Here is a 15814-nt window from a genome sequence, read left to right as displayed (position 1 = left end):
ATCCGTCCGTGATCTCTTTGATCGCAACAGTTCCGCGCTGGCACGTCATGAGATCTCGGTCGGGATTCGTCGTCTCCTACGGGTCTTCGATTGCCAACACTGGCCCAGTTCCTGTCAGCGCGTACTCTGTGCCGTCTGACCGACGTTCGAGGAGCTGATAGTCGACGAGGTATCGACGCAGCACGGCGACATCCTCCGAATACGGGAGAAGTCTGCGGTTCACTTCGAGCTCGGTGAGGACATCGCCTGCGGCGAAGGCGCTGCGTGCCACCCACTCGAGCAGCTGTCCGCGTTCCGTGAGATTGGCCGGGTACTGCCTGATTCGCTTTCCGTCCAGAAACCGCTCGATGCCCACACGCCGGGGAATCGGCGTCGACTCGAGGATCGATCGAAAGACGTCAGGGGTGAACGTCTGAGTGCCGGGCAGGACCATTCCGCTGTTCTCGATCGCCTCCGTCACGCGTCGGCGCTTCGAAGGAGACAGTTCTGCGGTCGCGGCCGCAAGCGTGCGACCCAACATCAGCTCTGCCGCGACACGTCGCGTCTCCGGGTTCGCGAAGACCGCGATCAGAGGCCGCCATCGGTGTGATGATTCCATCTTGAAGAACCTACCTGCGTCGGGGACCGGGTGATGTCTGAGGTGTGCAGTTCGCCGGCCATCAGAGGGTGACGATGGCGAGTCACCCTCGCAGCTCAGCATGCCGGTATTTCCGCTGCTCGGGTACCCCGCGCGGGTAGCATCGCCACTATGGAAGGCAACGGTCGATGGTCCCTGTTCGGCGCGGCTGTGTTCTTCGTGGTCGGAGTCAACATGCTGGTGCGAGGCGTCGGACCGGACTGGTACTCGTTCGTGAGCGTCGTGCTCGTCTTCATCGCGGCCGCCGTCTGGCTCGGCCGTTACGTCGTCGATCGGCGCAAGGCGAAGGTGACGCCCCCGACCGTCGACGAGGCGTAGCCGATCCGTTCTACGAGCAGCTGCGGCGCCATGTCGACTTCGCACCGTTCATGTCACCGTGGAATCTCGACGTATGGCGGCCTGACGTGAGATTCGGCAACGTCTTGGCAGCAGCATACAACTCCTAGGAGCAACCGTGAAAGCGAGTACGCGGCGGGTGATGGTCAGCATTGGCGTCGTGGGAGCGGCCGTCATCGTCCTGGCCGTCGTCATGACAATCGCTGAGGGCTACGTCTCCGATGCTGATTACAGAACCGGGAACCTCGCCCCAGCTGCTCTCACTGGCCTTCTCGGCGCAAGTCTCATGCTCCTCGGATTCGGCAGCACTCTGTTCCGCAGTCACTGACCGCACTTCGGTACGGCGGGCCCGCTGCGTACCCGGGGCTCTAGTTGGTCGAACCCGCCGCTCGGGAGCGGCCGGTCTTCGTCGTCGCGACATAGCGCAGCGGCACCCGCGACCAGGGCTCAATAGTCAGGTGCGGAATGAAAAGTGGTGATGCCGGGCTCGCTGGACGGAAAGTCATCGTGGACACCCATGGCGGTGCCGCACGGCACGGCGGGGGTGCGTTTGGCGGGAAGGACCCCTCGGAAGTCGACCGTTCTGCGACGCACGCGATGCGATTGGTTGCAAAGAACGTCGTGGCGGCCTTTGAACCAGCTGTAGAAAACAAGAAAACCCGCGATCTCTCGCGGGTTTCGTTGTGGACCTGAGGGGACTCGAACCCCTGACCCCCTGCATGCCATGCAGGTGCGCTACCAGCTGCGCCACAGGCCCTCACGCTGCCCTTTCGTACCGCGGGGCAACTCGAAAAGAGTACTACACGAATCGGCGCGAACACCAATCGACGCCGACCTCCCGGGCGTGCCGCGCTCTAGGCTGAGCGCATGACGAGCATCCTGCCCCTCCGCCTTGAGGACCTCGACGACTGGTCCGAGCTGTGGGGCGGCTATCTGCGGTTCTACGAGTCCGACGTGCCGGCAGACGTGACGCGCGAGACCTTCCGCCGGATCACCGCCGACGACGGCGTGCACGGTGCGATCGCGCGCGACGACGAGGGGAACGCGATCGGGCTGGTCCACTGGCTGACGCATCCTTCGACGTGGAGCATCTCCGGGTACTGCTATCTGGAGGATCTGTTCGTCGACCCGAGCACGCGGGGCGCGGGGACCGGTCGGGCATTGATCGCGCACGTGCGCGCCTGGGCGGAGCAGCAGGGGTGCGAGAAGGTCTACTGGCTCACGCAGGACGGCAACGTGACCGCGCGCCGTCTGTACGACCGGGTCGCATCGCACACCGGATTCACCCACTACGAGATCGAGCTCTGACCTCCGCTCGCCGACCGTGTACGGCTGGAACAACCGCGCTTCCTCTCGCGTTCACTCAGAGGTGAGCATCCTCGACAGCATCGTGATCGGCGCAGGCCAAGCGGGCCTCTCCTCGTCGTTCCACCTGGCTCGTCTGGGGATCTCGCACCTGGTGCTGGATGCGGATGCCGAGCCAGGAGGTGCGTGGAGGCACCGCTGGGACGCCTTGACGATGCGCGATGTGCACGGCGTGGCCGAACTACCGGGGGACACCCCGCCACCGCGTGACGGCGAGCGTGCGAACGTCGCCGTGCCGGCATACTTCGCCGCCTACGAACGCGCCCACGCCCTGCCGGTCATCCGGCCGGTGGCCGTCGATCGCGTCGACGACGACGACGGGACGCTCGTCGTGCGCGCAGGGGAGCGGGAGTGGCGGGCGCGCACTCTCGTGAACGCGACCGGCACCTGGACGCACCCGTTCCTGCCGCACTACCCGGGCATGGAGACCTTCCTGGGCGAGCAACTGCACACCGTCGACTACCCAGGGCCTGAGCACTTCATCGGCAAGCGGGTGCTGGTGGTGGGTGGCGGCGCATCGGCCGTCCAGTTCCTCGGCGCTCTCGCCCCGCTCACCGACACGATATGGGTGACCCGCCGCGAGCCGATCTGGCGCACCGATGACTTCACGCCCGAGGCGGGAGCCGCGGCGGTCGCCCTGGTGGAGCAGCGCGTGGCGCAGGGGCTTCCTCCGCAGAGCGTGGTGAGCGTGACCGGACTCATGCTTCGGCCGCAGGAGCGCGCCGCCGAGAAGCTCGGCGCGTATGCCGACCGGCGACCTATGTTCGCGCGTATCGAACCGGACGGCGTGCGCTGGGTGGACGGTTCGTTCGAGCGGGTCGACGTGATCCTCTGGGCGACCGGGTTCCGGCCGGCGATCAGCCACCTGGCGCCGCTGCACCTGCGCAGCTCTGCGGGTGGCATCCAGCTCGATCGCCGTGGGCGCGGCACCACCGCGGTGCAGGATCCGCGCATACAGCTGGTCGGCTATGGGCCGTCCGCCAGCACGATCGGCGCGAATCGCGCGGGGCGATCTGCCGCGAAAGGCGTGCAGCGCGCTCTGGCCGCGGTGCCCGCAGAGGCGGCGCGCTCCTGACACCTACCCATAGCCGGTGTTCGAGTGGGAGGAGCGCACGTCGGGTGCCGTCTGTACGCTGAAGGAATGCTCCGCATCGTCTTCACGGTCATCTGGCTGGTGCTCTCGGTCTGGCTGCTCATCTGGGTCGGCGAGGGGCTGTTCGGGGTGAACCAGCGCGAGTCGATCCTGCCGTTCTCGGGCGAAGACACTCTCGGCGCGCCGATCATGATCGGCGTCGCATGGGGCTTGCTGTTGACTTTCGGCGGCACCATGTCAGGTCTGGGGCGCCGGAAGAAGGTGCGCGGCGACGTCCAGATCGGCATCGGTCGCATTGTCGAGGTCGCCCGCACCGGTCTCACGGTCAACGACGTTCCGCAGTACGACCTGTTCATCCGGGTGACTCCGCGCGCCGAGCAGGACTTCATCGCGCAGCTGAGGATGCTCGTCGAGCCGAGCGATCTCGGTGCGCTTCAGGTGGGCCAGCCGCTGGCCGTGAAGTACAGTCTCGCGGACCAGGACATCGTCGAGCTCGCCGATCCGAACGACCCGGCGGTGTCCGATGCGCTGATCGCGTGGCGGATCGAGCGCGGCCTCATCGATCCGCGGCAGGTCAGAGCGCGCACCACGGGCACGCAGGTGCCGGCATCCGTCCTGGAGGTGCGTCCGACCGGCCAGCGCCGCGAGGGGCAGAGCGAGCTCGCCCTTCGGGTGCTGATGGCTCCGGAAGGCGCGGCGACCTGGGAGGCTGAGACGACGGTCTTCGTGTACCCCGAGGCGATATCGCGGCTTCAGGTCGGCGCCCCCATCTGGGCGTTCTACCGGCGCGAGGATCCGCAGACGATCGCGATCACGATCGAGAAGGAGGCAGCGCGATGAATCCGATGGACTCGGTGTTCTGGCTGCTCAACTTCCCGGCCGCGCACGGCTACGCCATGGTGTTCATCGCCGGGTTCTCGATTCTGGGCCTGTTCGTGATGTCGGCCCGTGGAGCGACGTCCGGTGGCCGACTACGGGAGATCCGTGAGCGGGAGGGTCTGCTGCGGGCGCAGGATCGGCCGCGCGGGCAGATCGTGGGGCGCGTGCAGAGAATCGTCTTCCGGGTCCTCGCCCTCGTGATGCTCGGGTCGCTCGTGATCGGGATCCTGAGCCTGACCGGGGTCCCCGTCACTCGCGCCTACATCTACGACAACGGCCGCCCGACGACGGCCACCACCGACGGCGACTGGGTCACCTTCACGACGGCGGACGGCGTGGAGTACACCGTGGAGAGCAACTTCTTCACGCCCGCGGTGTACCCCGACCGCGACGCGTACATCCCGACGGGGGAACCGCTGGTCGTGCGCTATCTGCCCGGCCACCCGCAGGCCTTCGTCATCGACAGCTCGCAGACGCCCCGCTGAGATCCAGCAGGGCAGACAGAGGAGGAACCATGTCCCGCATCATCGTGTTCGGTGGCCACGGCCGTATCGCCCTGCTTCTCGCGCCGCTCCTGGTGGCGCGCGGAGACGAGGTGACGGCGGTCATCCGCAATCCGGCGCACACCTCGGAGGTGGAGGCGGGCGGCGCGAAGGCGCTCGTGGCCGACGTCGAGCAGATGGATGTCGATGCGATCACCGACGTGATCCGCGGTCACGATGCCGTGGTCTGGTCCGCTGGAGCCGGAGGGGGCTCGCCGGAGCGCACCTACGCCGTCGACCGCGACGCGGCCATCCGCTCCATGGACGCGGCCGGGAGAGCCGGTGTGCGTCGCTACGTGATGGTGTCCTGGCTCGGCTCCACGGCCGACCACGGCGTGCCGCCGGAGGATTCCTTCTTCGCCTACGCCGATGCCAAGTGGGCGGCGGATGAGCATCTGCGCAGCCGGTCGCTCGACGGCACGATCCTCGCCCCGGGCACGCTGACCTTCGACGAGCCGACGGGTCGGATTCAGATCGACCCGGATGGGCGCGGGGCCGTCGCGCGCGCGGATGTGGCCGCGGTGATCGCCGCCGCGCTGGTCGAGCCCTGCACGATCGGTCGCACCATCCGCTTCGGCAACGGAGATGCAGAAGCCTCCGAGCCCATCGCCGACGCGATCGGCTGCTGAGCGGGGCACCGGCGACCGGGCGGGCACGGAACGTGCGCAGACGGCGTGGTGTGGTGGCGGCGGGCCTGATGCTCGTCGCCGTGGCCGCCGTGTCTGCCACCGCCGTCCCTGCTCCCGCTGCGGCGGCGCGCGAGGGTGCAGCGTCTCACCTCGCGACCGCCGCAGCTGCCGCGCCGGTGGCGGGGCCATCGGCGCGGGCGGCAGAACTCGTGGCGCAGATGTCGACCGCCGAGCAGGCGGCGAGCATCGTGATGGGGCATGTCGCCGGCACGGACCCCGCAGATCTGCACGCCTACATGGAAAGCGGTCTCGGGGGATTCATCCTGATGGGCGCCAACATCCCCGCCTCCGAAGCCGAGCTGCAGACGCTCACGGCCGCGCTCGCGGTCGACCCCGCGCTGCCACCGCTGGTCGCGGTCGACCAGGAGGGTGGCATCGTCTCTCGGCTCGCGGGGGACGACTACCCGGCATCGACGACGCTCAAGGACCTGCCCGTCGGCGACACCGCCGCGGCGTTCGCCGCACGGGGGTCGTTGGTCGCCCGCGCGGGGATCACGGTGAACTTCGGCACGGTGGCCGATGTCACGTCCGACCCGGGCTCGTTCATCTACGGGCGCGCGCTGGGGACGGATCCAGCGGGTGCCGCGGAACGCGTCACCGTCGCGACGACCGCGCAGGAGCGGTTCCTCGGGTCCACCCTCAAACACTTCCCGGGCCATGGTGCCGCCCCCGGAGACTCGCACCACGCGATCCCGTCCACCGGGATGAGCCTCGAGGAGTGGCGGGCCTCCGACGCCGTGCCGTTCGCTGCGGGGATCGATGCCGGGGCATCGCTGCTGATGTTCGGCCACCTCGCGTACACCGCCGTCGATGCAGCACCCGCGTCGATGTCGGCGACCTGGCACGAGATCGCTCGTGACCAGCTGGGGTTCGAGGGCGTCGCCGTGACCGACGACCTCGGCATGCTGACGTCGTCGGGCGTGCCCGCTTATGCCGACCCGATCGCCAACGCGGTCACCGCCGTCGCGGCGGGGAACGACCTCGTGCTCATGATCGCCGGGTCATCGCGAGAGACAGCCGGTCAGATGGCCGCGGCGATCGCTGCGGCGGTCGATGCCGGAGTCCTTCCCTCGGAGCGGCTGGAAGATGCGGCCACCCGCGTCATGGTGTTGAGGCTGCAGATGTCGTCGGCGACGTCCGCATGGACGGTGTGTCCCGACTGCGCACCCGCGGACTGAGTCGTCACGCTGCGCTGGCGGGGGTGCCCAGCCAGGACTCCAGCAGTGCGGCCCGCAGGACAGCGCCACGGTCGGCGAACACCCGCTGCCGGCGCACGTATTCGGCTTTGCCCTCAGCGGTCTCGATCGGCACCGGGGTGATTCCCCACGGCGAGAGATCGTAGGGCGCGGCCTCCATATCGAGCAGGCGGATGTCGCGCGCGAGTTCGAACGCGTCCAGCAGCAGCTCACCGGGCACGAGAGGTCCGAGCTTCGTCGCCCACTTGTACAGGTCCATCCCGGCATGCAGGCATCCGGGCTGCTCGAACAGCGGCTGGTCCTCGCGGTTCAGCGCGGTGCGGTTGCGCGGCACGGCTTCCGGGGTGAAGAACCGGAACGCGTCGAAGTGGGTGCAGCGCAGGTCATGGTTCTCGACCACGGCATCCGTTCCGGCCTTCCCGAGCCGCAGGGGAACCGGGTGGCGCAGTTCGTCGGCCTGATAGACCATCGCCCACTCGTGCAGCCCGAAGCAGCCGAACTGTCCCGGTCGGGAGGCCGTGCGTCGGAGCATGCGCTCCACGAGCCCTGCGAGGTCGGCCTTCTCGGTGGCGAAGGAGGCCGCGTCTGGCACGACGCCGCCGACAGTGGCACCGGGGGAGTACCAGCGCCACCCCGCGCGCTCCGGGGCATCTTCCAACTCGACTCCGGCACCGGGATGCCAGCGCCGCAGCTGAGCGGGCTTGTAGCTGTAGTACGTGAACAGGAAGTCCCAGACAGGGTGCTTCTCACCGCACTGCGATCGCGCCCGATGGTCTGCCGTCAGTGCATCCGCTCGCTCCTGATGGGCGATCTCCCGGACGAGCCATTCGGCGCGTGAGAGTGCCATGTCAGTGCAGGATACCGGCCTCGCCGAGCAGATCGCGCAGCCCGGCGCCGTCTTCCGCACTCACCCACGGTGCGGTGTCTTCGGAGTGGGGCTCTCGTCCGGCACGGCCACCGGCAAGCACGGCTTCGGCGGGGAGCAGGCGACGTATGGCGACCCCGGCGACGGATTCGGGATGCTCGTCCATGAACTGCGTGTAGATCGACTCGTCGTGCTGTCCGTCGTCGCCGATCAGCAGCCACTTCACGTTGGGGAACTCGGCGGCGAGGCGGCGCAGGTTCGTGAGCTTGTGCTCGCGGCCGCTGCGGAACCAGCGGTCGTGCGTGGGACCCCAGTCGGTGAGGAGCATGGAGCCGGCGGGGAACAGATGCCGTCCGAGGAAGCGCCAGAGCGTGGGGGCGACGTTCCAGGCTCCCGTGGAGAGGTAGACCATGGGGGCACCCGGGTGCTGGCGGAGCAGCTGATCCAGCAGCACGGCCATGCCGGGCACCGGAATGCGCGCGTGCTCGTCGAGCACGAAGGAGTTCCAGAACGCGATGAACGGACGGGGAAGGGCCGTGACCATCACGGTGTCATCGACATCCGACACCACGCCGAAGTTCGTGGACTCGGCGACGATGAACGCCCGCGCCTCGACGGGTTCCTGCCCTTCGACCGAGATCGTGAAGGTCTGCCATCCGGGCTCCAGGTCCGCGGAGATCCGGGTGTCGACCACGCCGCCGCGGTCGGCGACCACGTGATGAGTGGTGTCGCCGATGTGCACGTCGACGGCCGCGAAGCTCACCGGGATGCCGACGAAGCTGCGCCACCCCCGCACACTCGCCAGTTCGCCGTCCTTGGTGCGACGCTGTGAGGGGACGATCAGGACGCGTCCCACCACACGGACCCAGCCAGGGCCGCCGTATCCCGGGAACGGGACGATCGTCGCGGTGCGGCCTCGACGGCGCGCTCGACCCTCACGCCAGACGTGGAGGCGGTGTTCAAGACGGGCGAACCAGTGGATTCGGGGCGCCGGGGGTGCGGAAGCCATTGCTTCAGTCTTTCACGTCGCTCTCGTGTTCCGCGTCGGGTGCGTCCAGATGACGCGACTCGAGGCGGGTCAGGAGCTTCTTCCCGAGGAAGATCAGCAGCAGGAACAGGGCGATGACGCCGACGAAGATGTACCCGGCGAAGTGCACGCGATCCACCAGCTCACGAAATCCGCCCGCGGCGAGAGACGTCACCGAGACATAGGCCGTCGCCCACAGCAGACAGGCGGGTGCCGTCCAGGCGAGGAACCGCCGGTAGGAGTAGCCGCTCATCCCGACCGTGAGAGGAACGAGGGAGTGCAGCACGGGGAGGAAGCGGGAGAGGAAGATCGCGACCCCGCCCCGGCGCTCCAGATAGCGCTCGGCTCTGACCCAGTTGTGCTCGCCGATGCGGCGTCCGAGCCAGGACACGCGGATGCGCGGACCGAGCCAACGTCCGAGCACGAAGCCGATGCTCTCACCGATCAAGGCGCCGACCACCACGGCGAGCACCATGAACACACCCTCGACAGGAGTCGCGACGCCCATCGAGGCGATGATGACGATCGTGTCACCCGGGACGATGAGACCGATGAGCACGCTCGTCTCGAGGAGCACCGCGACACCGGCGATCAGGGTGCGGGTGACCGGATCGATGGACTGCACGACGTCGAACATCCACAGCAGCAGGTCATCCACCCCATGAGGATACGGGAGCGCAGCGGTCCTAGTCTGTAAGCGTGCCTGAACGCCTGAGCGCCCGTCTGCTCCCCGCCTGGGTCGACCCTGTCGCGGTGTTCCGGTCTCTGGAAGCCGCGCACGCCGACGTGTTCTGGCTCGATGCGGGAGCGGATGCCCGTACCGGGTGGAGCTTCATCGGCCGGGGCATCGCGGCCGCGCTGCCTTCCGACGTGCGACTGGACGTCGCGCCGCCCGACACCACGACGCCTCCGTTCACGGGGGGCTGGGTCGGATGGCTCGACTACGAGACCGGAGCCCGGGCCGCGGGGGCGCCGGCCTTCGCGAGCACGGATCAGGGGGGATCGTGGGTCCTGGCCACGCACGTGGTGGCCTTCGACCATGCTGCGGGGCAGACGTGGGTACTGGCGCACGACGATGCGCTCGCTGCCTGGACGGCGGTGGTCGCGGCGACGTCGGCCTCCGTCACCGACGTCGCGACGCCGCGCGGCGGCGCACCGCTCATCGCCGAGGCGCGGCACGACCCCGACGAGTACGTCGGACTCATCCAGCGATGCCGCGAGCTCATCCGCGCGGGCATCGCCTATCAGCTGTGTCTCACGACCCGCTTCCGGGTGCCCGGCGACCACGACCCGCTGGAGGTGTACCTGCGCCTCCGCTCGGCGACCCCCGCACACCACGGCGGGTTCGTGCGCATCGGGCGACGAACCCTGCTCAGCGCGAGCCCCGAGCAGTTCCTGTATGCGGAGGGCGGCACAGTCCGGACCCGGCCGATCAAGGGGACCCGCCCTCGTTCCGTCGATCCCGTGGAGGACGCCGCGCTCGCGGCAGAGCTCGCGGTGAACACCAAGGAGCGCGCGGAGAACGTCATGATCGTCGACCTCATGCGCAATGACCTCTCGCGCATCTGCGAGCCGGGGTCCATCCGCGTCGAAGGACTGTGGGTGGTCGAGAGCTACCCGGCGGTGCATCAGCTGGTCAGCACGGTGACCGGCACCGTCGCGGCCGGGACGACGGTCGGTTCGCTGCTGGAGGCGGCTTTCCCCGCTGGGAGCATGACGGGAGCGCCCAAGCTCTCGGCGATGACGCGACTGCATGACCTCGAGGGCGGGCCGCGCGGCATCTACGCCGGATGCTTCGGGTACGTGGGGATCGACGGCACCCTCGATCTGGCCATGGTGATCCGCAGCATCGTGATCGAGGCCGACGACGCGGTCGTCGGCGCGGGCGGAGGAATCACCTGGGGCTCCGATCCTTCGGCAGAGGTCGCCGAGGTGGCGACCAAGGCGCGAGCGCCGCTTGCCGCGCTCGGCGCCGTCCTGCCGGTGCTCTGGGGTTCCGATATCCTGAACTGATCCCGTTTTTTCCATCAGATTGGTCGTGTGTTCGTTGTCTGAGAACCTGTCCACAGCTCCTGCCGAGGACGAGTCGTCGTCGGCGCATGCCATCCAGGCCAAATGGCAGAAGTACTGGGCAGAGAACGAGACCTTCCTCACGGGTGGCGACGACGACACCCGCCCGCGGCGTTACGTGCTCGCGATGTTCCCCTACCCTTCCGGCGATCTGCACATGGGGCATGCGGAGAACTACCTCTATTCCGACATCGTGGCGCGCTTCTGGCGTCACCGTGGGCACAACGTGCTCAACCCGATCGGATGGGACTCCTTCGGCCTGCCCGCGGAGAACGCGGCGATCCGTCGCGGTGCGGACCCGCGTGAATGGACGTACTCGAACATCGCGCAGCAGAAGGAGGGGTTCCAGTCCTACGGCGTCTCCTTCGACTGGACCCGTGTGCTCCACACGTCCGACCCCGAGTACTACCGCTGGAACCAGTGGCTGTTCCTGAAGCTCTACGAGCGCGGTCTGGCGTACCGCAAGAAGAGCCCGGTGAACTGGTGCCCCAACGACCAGACGGTGCTGGCGAACGAGCAGGTCGTCGACGGCCGCTGCGAGCGGTGCGGCGCGGAGGTCGTGAAGAAGAAGCTCACGCAGTGGTACTTCCGCATCACGGACTACGCGGACCGTCTGCTCGATGACCTCAACCAGCTCGAGGGCTTCTGGCCGCACAAGGTGCTGCAGATGCAGCGCAACTGGATCGGCCGCTCGATCGGCGCGGATGTCGACTTCGAGATCGAAGGACGCGCCGAGCCGGTGACCGTGTTCTCCACGCGCCCCGACACGCTCCACGGGGCGACGTTCTTCGTCGTGGCACCGGACTCCGACCTCGCGTCGGAGCTCGCAGCGGATGCGCCGGCCGACGTGCGCCAGCGCTTCCAGGACTATCTCGCGCAGGTGCAGAAGACCACCGACATCGACCGCCAGGCCACCGACCGCCCCAAGACCGGGGTCTTCCTGGAGCGCTACGCGATCAACCCCGTGAACGGCGAGAAGCTGCCGGTGTGGGCCGCCGACTACGTGCTGGCCGACTACGGCCACGGCGCGGTCATGGCTGTTCCCGCACACGACCAGCGCGACCTGGACTTCGCCCGTGCGTTCGACCTGCCGGTCAAGGTCGTGGTCGACACGACCGCGCCGATCACCGGCGCGATGCCCGTGATCGAGGTCGACGACGAGGGCGTGCCGATCGACACCGGAGCCATGCTCGACGAGCAGAACCCGGCATCCACCGGCGTCGCCCTGACCGGCGAGGGCCGGATGATCAACTCGGGCGCGCTCAACGGCCTCTCCAAGCGCAACGCGATCGCCCGGGCCATCGAGCAGCTGGAATCCCGGGGAACCGGACGTGCGGCGAAGAACTACCGCCTGCGCGACTGGCTGATCTCGCGACAGCGCTTCTGGGGGACACCGATCCCGATGCTGCACGCCGATGACGGCCGCATCATCCCGGTTCCCGAGGATCAGCTGCCGGTGAAGCTGCCCAGCGTCGACGGACTCGACCTGTCGCCCAAGGGCACCTCGCCGCTCGGCGGCGCGGAGAGTTGGGTGCGCACGACCGACCCCGAGACCGGCGACCCGGTGCTGCGCGACCCCGACACCATGGACACCTTCGTCGACAGCTCGTGGTACTTCCTGCGCTTCCTGTCGCCGAACAGCGACAGCGTCGCGTTCGACCCCGCTCAGGCGGACCGGTGGGCCCCCGTCGACTCGTACATCGGTGGTGTCGAGCACGCGATCCTGCACCTGCTCTACGCACGCTTCATCACCAAGGTGCTGTTCGACATGGGCCTGATCGACTTCACGGAGCCGTTCTCGAACCTGATCAACCAGGGCATGGTCATCCTCAACGGCACCAAGATGTCGAAGAGCAAGGGCAACCTGGTGCTGTTCCAGGACGAACTCGACGCACACGGCGCCGACGCGCTGCGCGTGGGCCTGGCCTTCGCGGGTCCGGTCGAGGACGACAAGGACTGGGCCGACGTCTCGACGACCGGTGCACAGAAGTTCCTGGCACGCGCCCTGCGCATCGCCGGGGAGGTCTCCAGCCCGGTCGACGTGGTGTTCGACGGCGGCAACGCCGCGCTGCGTCGTGCCTCGCACAAGCTGCTGGCTGAAGCTCCGGCACTCGTGGAGCAGACGAAGTTCAACGTGCTCGTCGCGCGCCTCATGGAGCTCGTCAACATCACCCGCAAGACCATCGACGGGGGAGCGGGCGCGGCGGACCCCGCCGTGCGCGAGGCGGCCGAGACCGTCGCGGTGATGCTCGACCTGATCGCCCCTCACACCGCGGAGGAGATGTGGGAGCTTCTCGGTCATGAGCCGTCCGTCGGTCTCGTGACCTGGCGTTCTGCAGACCCGGCTCTGCTCGTCGAAGACACGATCACTGCCGTCGTGCAGGTGGGCGGCAAGGTGCGGGCGCAGCTCGAGGTGCCCGCGCGCATCGGCGAGGCCGAACTCGAGGCTCTGGCGATGGCGGATGAGCGCGTGATCCGGTCGATCGGCGACCGCGAGATCGTCAAGGTCATCGTGCGCGCGCCGAAGATCGTCAGTATCGCCGTCAAGGGCTGAGTCGACCCTGCTCGCGCGCCGGCCCCGCCAGATCGATGGCGGGGCCGGCGTTCGATTCACGGGGTCAGGAGCGACAGGACATCCTGTGGTGCGGTGCGTGCTCGCATGCCGGGGTCGATCAGGCGTGCGCATCCGTCGAGCTCGACCGTGGCAACGACCACTCCGCCCGTGTACTCGATGTGGGCCACGACCACAGCGGTCGCCGTCGCCGTGCACGAGGGGGCAGCGGATGCTATGCGTGCGAGGGCGGTCAGCTCCCGCGCGGCATCGGCGTCGAGTTCCCGTGCGCCGACGAACCTCGTGGTGCCGGCGTCTGAGGAGCCCTTCGCCGACGACATCGCGGCGTAGTCGCAGAGGCGCGCACCGGTGACGGACTCGGTGTCCGGCCACGCGGCCATCGCCATCGGGATGAGCGCGTCGTCCGAGAGCGCGGCATCCTCCGGCGCAGGTCCGCTGCTCTCCTGCTGGTCGATGTCATCGAGACCGGCGATGATCAGGAACTGCGCCTGTGCCGCGCAGCCGGCAGCGGTCGCGGAGTTCGATTCGACGAGGGAGATCGGCACGAAGGTCTCCTCCGTCACAGGCAAGAGCGCGAGAGCCTCGTCCAGCCCGACGGGCTTGGGGGCGCCGCAGCCGTCCGTCGGGATCGCGGCGCGGATCACGGTTCCGTCGTCGCCCTCGATCCAGATCTCGGGCACCAGGTAGGCGATCGCCGGGCAGGGGCCGATCGAGTGCGGATCGCTCGGATGAGCGAGGGCCGCGAGCAAGGGGCCGAGATCGCCTTCCCGCCGTTCCAACAGCACGCCCGACCAGGTTCCCTCCGCGTCCTCCTGCGAGGCGTAGGGATTGCAGTGCAGCACGGCGACCGGGGAGAAGCCGGGCGGGACCAGCCCGGCTTCGGCGTAGCCGTCTTCATAGGTCTCGGGGCACGCGACATCCGCGACGGGCGATGCCTCGATGCGGGGGTCGGGACCGATTCCGGGGAGGAGCCCGCAGCCGCTGATCAGCATCGCGATGCCGACCAGCGAGATCGCCATGATCCTTCGCATCGTGCTCCCTCCTCCTTCGACGGTAGCCGGGGATGCGAGACACCGGGCAACAGGGCCATAACGATCGACGGTCGCCGTGTGCTGCGGCGCGCGGAGACTTCGCCTGCACTCCCGTCGGACGTCGGCGGTTATGCACCGGCGCGGGCGTGAAGGCGGGGCGCGCGCTCCGAGCTCTCGTAGCGTGGCGTGATGCCCCCTTCCGATCCGCCTCCTGTCGAGGTATCCCGCGTGCGGCCGCACCGCCTGCGCGTCAGTGTGGGCGCGGCGGTGGTACTGGGTCTCGTCGTGCTGTCCGCTGCGGTCGGTGTGGGCATCATGCGCGGGCAGGCCGCGCCGAGCGAGACGGTTCCGCTCACCGGAGCGGCGGCTTCTCCCTCGCCGAGCGGTGACCTCTACGTGCACGTTCTCGGCGCTGTCGAGCACCCGGGGTTGTATGTGCTCGATCTCGACGCGCGTCTGGTGGACGCAGTGGCGGCGGCCGGCGGGACCACGGATGACGCCGACCTGGCGGCGGTCAACCTGGCACGCGTGCTGACCGACGGAGAGCAGATCGTCGTGCCCGCGGTGGGAGCTGTCGCCGAACCCGGTGCGCCCGCCACAGGAACCGCCGACGACCGGATCGACCTCAACTCCGCCGACCAGGCCGCGCTCGAGACGCTGCCGCGCATCGGCCCGGCGCTCGCGGAGCGGATCATCGCGTGGCGGGAGGACAACGGCAGATTCCAGTCGGTCGACGACCTCCTGGCCGTGCCGGGCATCGGGGAGAAGCTGCTGGAGGCGATCCGCGACGTAGCTCGGGTCTGAGCAGAGGGCGGGAACGTCGAGGTCCATTCGGCACTCAGGCCCGTAGCCTGGAGAGCATGACGCTCACGAATGCCCGTACCGCCGCCGAGGTCGTCGACTGGCGCCGCCGTGTCTTCGCCCTGTACGCCGCCGTGCGGCAGTCGGACTCCCCGGAAGAGGCGCACGAACTGTGGCGGATCGAGAGGGACGAGCTCATGCTCCACCATCCCGCGACAGCCCTGTCGGCGGGAGATCGGACGCTCTTCGAGGGACTGCCTATTGCCTCGTACGATCCGCAGTGGCGCTTCGAGCTGCCCATCCTGCCCGCCGAGCCCGGTGGCTTCGATTTCGAGACCGGGACCGACGGCATCGTTCCGTTCGAACGGGTCGGCAAGGTCGAGGTCCCCGACGTCGGTGCGCTCGACGTCTGGCGGCTGAAGTCGTACGGCGGCGGACTGTTCATCCCGGTGCGCGATGCACTCGCCGGTCGGCCCGGCGGGACGTACGGCGGTGGACGCTATCTGATCGACACGATCAAGGGTGCCGACCTCGGATCGGATGCCGCGGCGGGCACGATCGTGCTCGACTTCAATTTCGCGTACAACCCCTCCTGCGCCTACGACCCGGCGTGGGCGTGCCCGCTCGCGCAGCCGGGAAACATGCTGTCGGCAGCGGTCCCGGTGGGGGAGATGTACGGAGGTACGACGGGCTGATCGTCCGAGCACGCCG

The 15814-nt window shown here is 68.5% G+C and carries 17 protein-coding genes, 1 tRNA gene and 1 pseudogene; 13 read left to right on the top strand and 6 right to left on the bottom strand.

From position 1 onward, the window contains the following. Positions 1 to 76: 76 nt before the first annotated feature. Positions 77 to 520, bottom strand: coding sequence for a DUF2087 domain-containing protein (locus tag ACIOVG_RS13460; protein WP_400874218.1), 444 nt, complete (start codon positions 518 to 520; stop codon positions 77 to 79). Positions 521 to 748: 228 nt separating this feature from the next. Between ACIOVG_RS13460 and ACIOVG_RS13455 the strand changes: the two genes are divergently transcribed. The 3 genes and pseudogenes from ACIOVG_RS13455 to ACIOVG_RS13445 form a co-directional block, all read left to right on the top strand. Beyond that, positions 749 to 955, top strand: a complete 207-nt coding sequence (locus ACIOVG_RS13455; protein ID WP_400874216.1) for a hypothetical protein — start codon at positions 749 to 751, stop codon at positions 953 to 955. A gap of 136 nt (positions 956 to 1091) precedes the next feature. Next, on the top strand, positions 1092 to 1301 hold the full coding sequence (locus tag ACIOVG_RS13450) for a hypothetical protein (RefSeq protein WP_400874213.1): 210 nt from the start codon (positions 1092 to 1094) through the stop codon (positions 1299 to 1301). Between the two features lie 134 nt (positions 1302 to 1435). Further along, a pseudogene (locus tag ACIOVG_RS13445) lies at positions 1436 to 1603 on the top strand (methionine adenosyltransferase domain-containing protein); the annotation flags it as partial. A 54-nt stretch (positions 1604 to 1657) separates the two neighbouring features. Here the strand turns inward: ACIOVG_RS13445 and ACIOVG_RS13440 are convergent. Continuing rightward, positions 1658 to 1730, bottom strand: a tRNA-Ala gene (locus ACIOVG_RS13440). Positions 1731 to 1840: 110 nt separating this feature from the next. Here ACIOVG_RS13440 and ACIOVG_RS13435 point away from each other — a divergent pair. The 6 genes from ACIOVG_RS13435 (at position 1841) to ACIOVG_RS13410 (ending at position 6719) form a co-directional block, all read left to right on the top strand. Further along, positions 1841 to 2281 (top strand): GNAT family N-acetyltransferase, encoded by a 441-nt coding sequence (locus tag ACIOVG_RS13435; RefSeq protein ID WP_400874210.1) that lies wholly within the window; start codon positions 1841 to 1843, stop codon positions 2279 to 2281. A gap of 61 nt (positions 2282 to 2342) precedes the next feature. Next, complete coding sequence (locus ACIOVG_RS13430; protein WP_400874207.1) at positions 2343 to 3413, top strand: NAD(P)-binding domain-containing protein; 1071 nt, start codon at positions 2343 to 2345, stop codon at positions 3411 to 3413. A gap of 66 nt (positions 3414 to 3479) precedes the next feature. Beyond that, positions 3480 to 4271 carry a hypothetical protein gene (locus ACIOVG_RS13425; RefSeq protein WP_400874204.1) on the top strand — a complete coding sequence of 264 codons (792 nt, stop codon included), beginning with the start codon at positions 3480 to 3482 and terminating at the stop codon, positions 4269 to 4271. Then, positions 4268 to 4795 carry a hypothetical protein gene (locus ACIOVG_RS13420; protein ID WP_400874201.1) on the top strand — a complete coding sequence of 176 codons (528 nt, stop codon included), beginning with the start codon at positions 4268 to 4270 and terminating at the stop codon, positions 4793 to 4795. Before ACIOVG_RS13425 ends, ACIOVG_RS13420 begins: the two co-directional genes overlap by 4 nt. Before the next feature lie 29 nt (positions 4796 to 4824). Continuing rightward, on the top strand, positions 4825 to 5481 hold the full coding sequence (locus tag ACIOVG_RS13415) for an SDR family oxidoreductase (protein WP_400874199.1): 657 nt from the start codon (positions 4825 to 4827) through the stop codon (positions 5479 to 5481). A gap of 32 nt (positions 5482 to 5513) precedes the next feature. Then, positions 5514 to 6719 carry a glycoside hydrolase family 3 N-terminal domain-containing protein gene (locus ACIOVG_RS13410; protein WP_400874196.1) on the top strand — a complete coding sequence of 402 codons (1206 nt, stop codon included), beginning with the start codon at positions 5514 to 5516 and terminating at the stop codon, positions 6717 to 6719. A gap of 4 nt (positions 6720 to 6723) precedes the next feature. Here the strand turns inward: ACIOVG_RS13410 and ACIOVG_RS13405 are convergent, their stop codons facing one another. Genes ACIOVG_RS13405 through ACIOVG_RS13395 form a run of 3 tightly spaced genes read right to left on the bottom strand, consistent with a single transcriptional unit; the run spans position 6724 to position 9287 of the window. Next, entirely contained in the window at positions 6724 to 7584 is an 861-nt protein-coding gene (locus ACIOVG_RS13405; RefSeq protein WP_400874193.1) for a 3-methyladenine DNA glycosylase, read from the bottom strand. A gap of 1 nt (position 7585) precedes the next feature. Next, a complete protein-coding gene (locus ACIOVG_RS13400) occupies positions 7586 to 8611 on the bottom strand; it encodes an App1 family protein (RefSeq protein ID WP_400874190.1) in 1026 nt (341 codons plus the stop codon). Positions 8612 to 8615: 4 nt separating this feature from the next. Then, positions 8616 to 9287 (bottom strand): DedA family protein, encoded by a 672-nt coding sequence (locus tag ACIOVG_RS13395; protein ID WP_400874188.1) that lies wholly within the window; start codon positions 9285 to 9287, stop codon positions 8616 to 8618. A gap of 41 nt (positions 9288 to 9328) precedes the next feature. On the opposite strand from ACIOVG_RS13395, the gene ACIOVG_RS13390 reads away from it, so the two are divergent. Together ACIOVG_RS13390 and leuS are read left to right on the top strand one after the other, a co-directional pair. Further along, positions 9329 to 10642 carry an anthranilate synthase component I family protein gene (locus tag ACIOVG_RS13390; protein WP_400874185.1) on the top strand — a complete coding sequence of 438 codons (1314 nt, stop codon included), beginning with the start codon at positions 9329 to 9331 and terminating at the stop codon, positions 10640 to 10642. 34 nt (positions 10643 to 10676) lie between these two features. After that, entirely contained in the window at positions 10677 to 13253 is a 2577-nt protein-coding gene (gene leuS / locus ACIOVG_RS13385; RefSeq protein ID WP_400874182.1) for a leucine--tRNA ligase, read from the top strand. Positions 13254 to 13309: 56 nt separating this feature from the next. Here leuS and ACIOVG_RS13380 read toward each other — a convergent pair whose 3' ends face one another. Further along, entirely contained in the window at positions 13310 to 14290 is a 981-nt protein-coding gene (locus tag ACIOVG_RS13380; protein ID WP_400874179.1) for a hypothetical protein, read from the bottom strand. A gap of 201 nt (positions 14291 to 14491) precedes the next feature. On the opposite strand from ACIOVG_RS13380, the gene ACIOVG_RS13375 reads away from it, so the two are divergent. Together ACIOVG_RS13375 and ACIOVG_RS13370 are read left to right on the top strand one after the other, a co-directional pair. Then, positions 14492 to 15106 (top strand): helix-hairpin-helix domain-containing protein, encoded by a 615-nt coding sequence (locus ACIOVG_RS13375; RefSeq protein WP_400874176.1) that lies wholly within the window; start codon positions 14492 to 14494, stop codon positions 15104 to 15106. A gap of 56 nt (positions 15107 to 15162) precedes the next feature. Next, positions 15163 to 15798: a DUF1684 domain-containing protein gene (locus ACIOVG_RS13370; RefSeq protein WP_400874173.1), complete on the top strand. Its 636-nt coding sequence runs from the start codon at positions 15163 to 15165 to the stop codon at positions 15796 to 15798. The last annotated feature ends 16 nt before the right edge of the window (positions 15799 to 15814 follow it).

Source organism: Microbacterium sp. NPDC087591, assembly GCF_044743625.1.
GTDB lineage: Bacteria > Actinomycetota > Actinomycetes > Actinomycetales > Microbacteriaceae > Microbacterium.
This window is presented reverse-complemented; position numbering and strand designations above follow the sequence as displayed.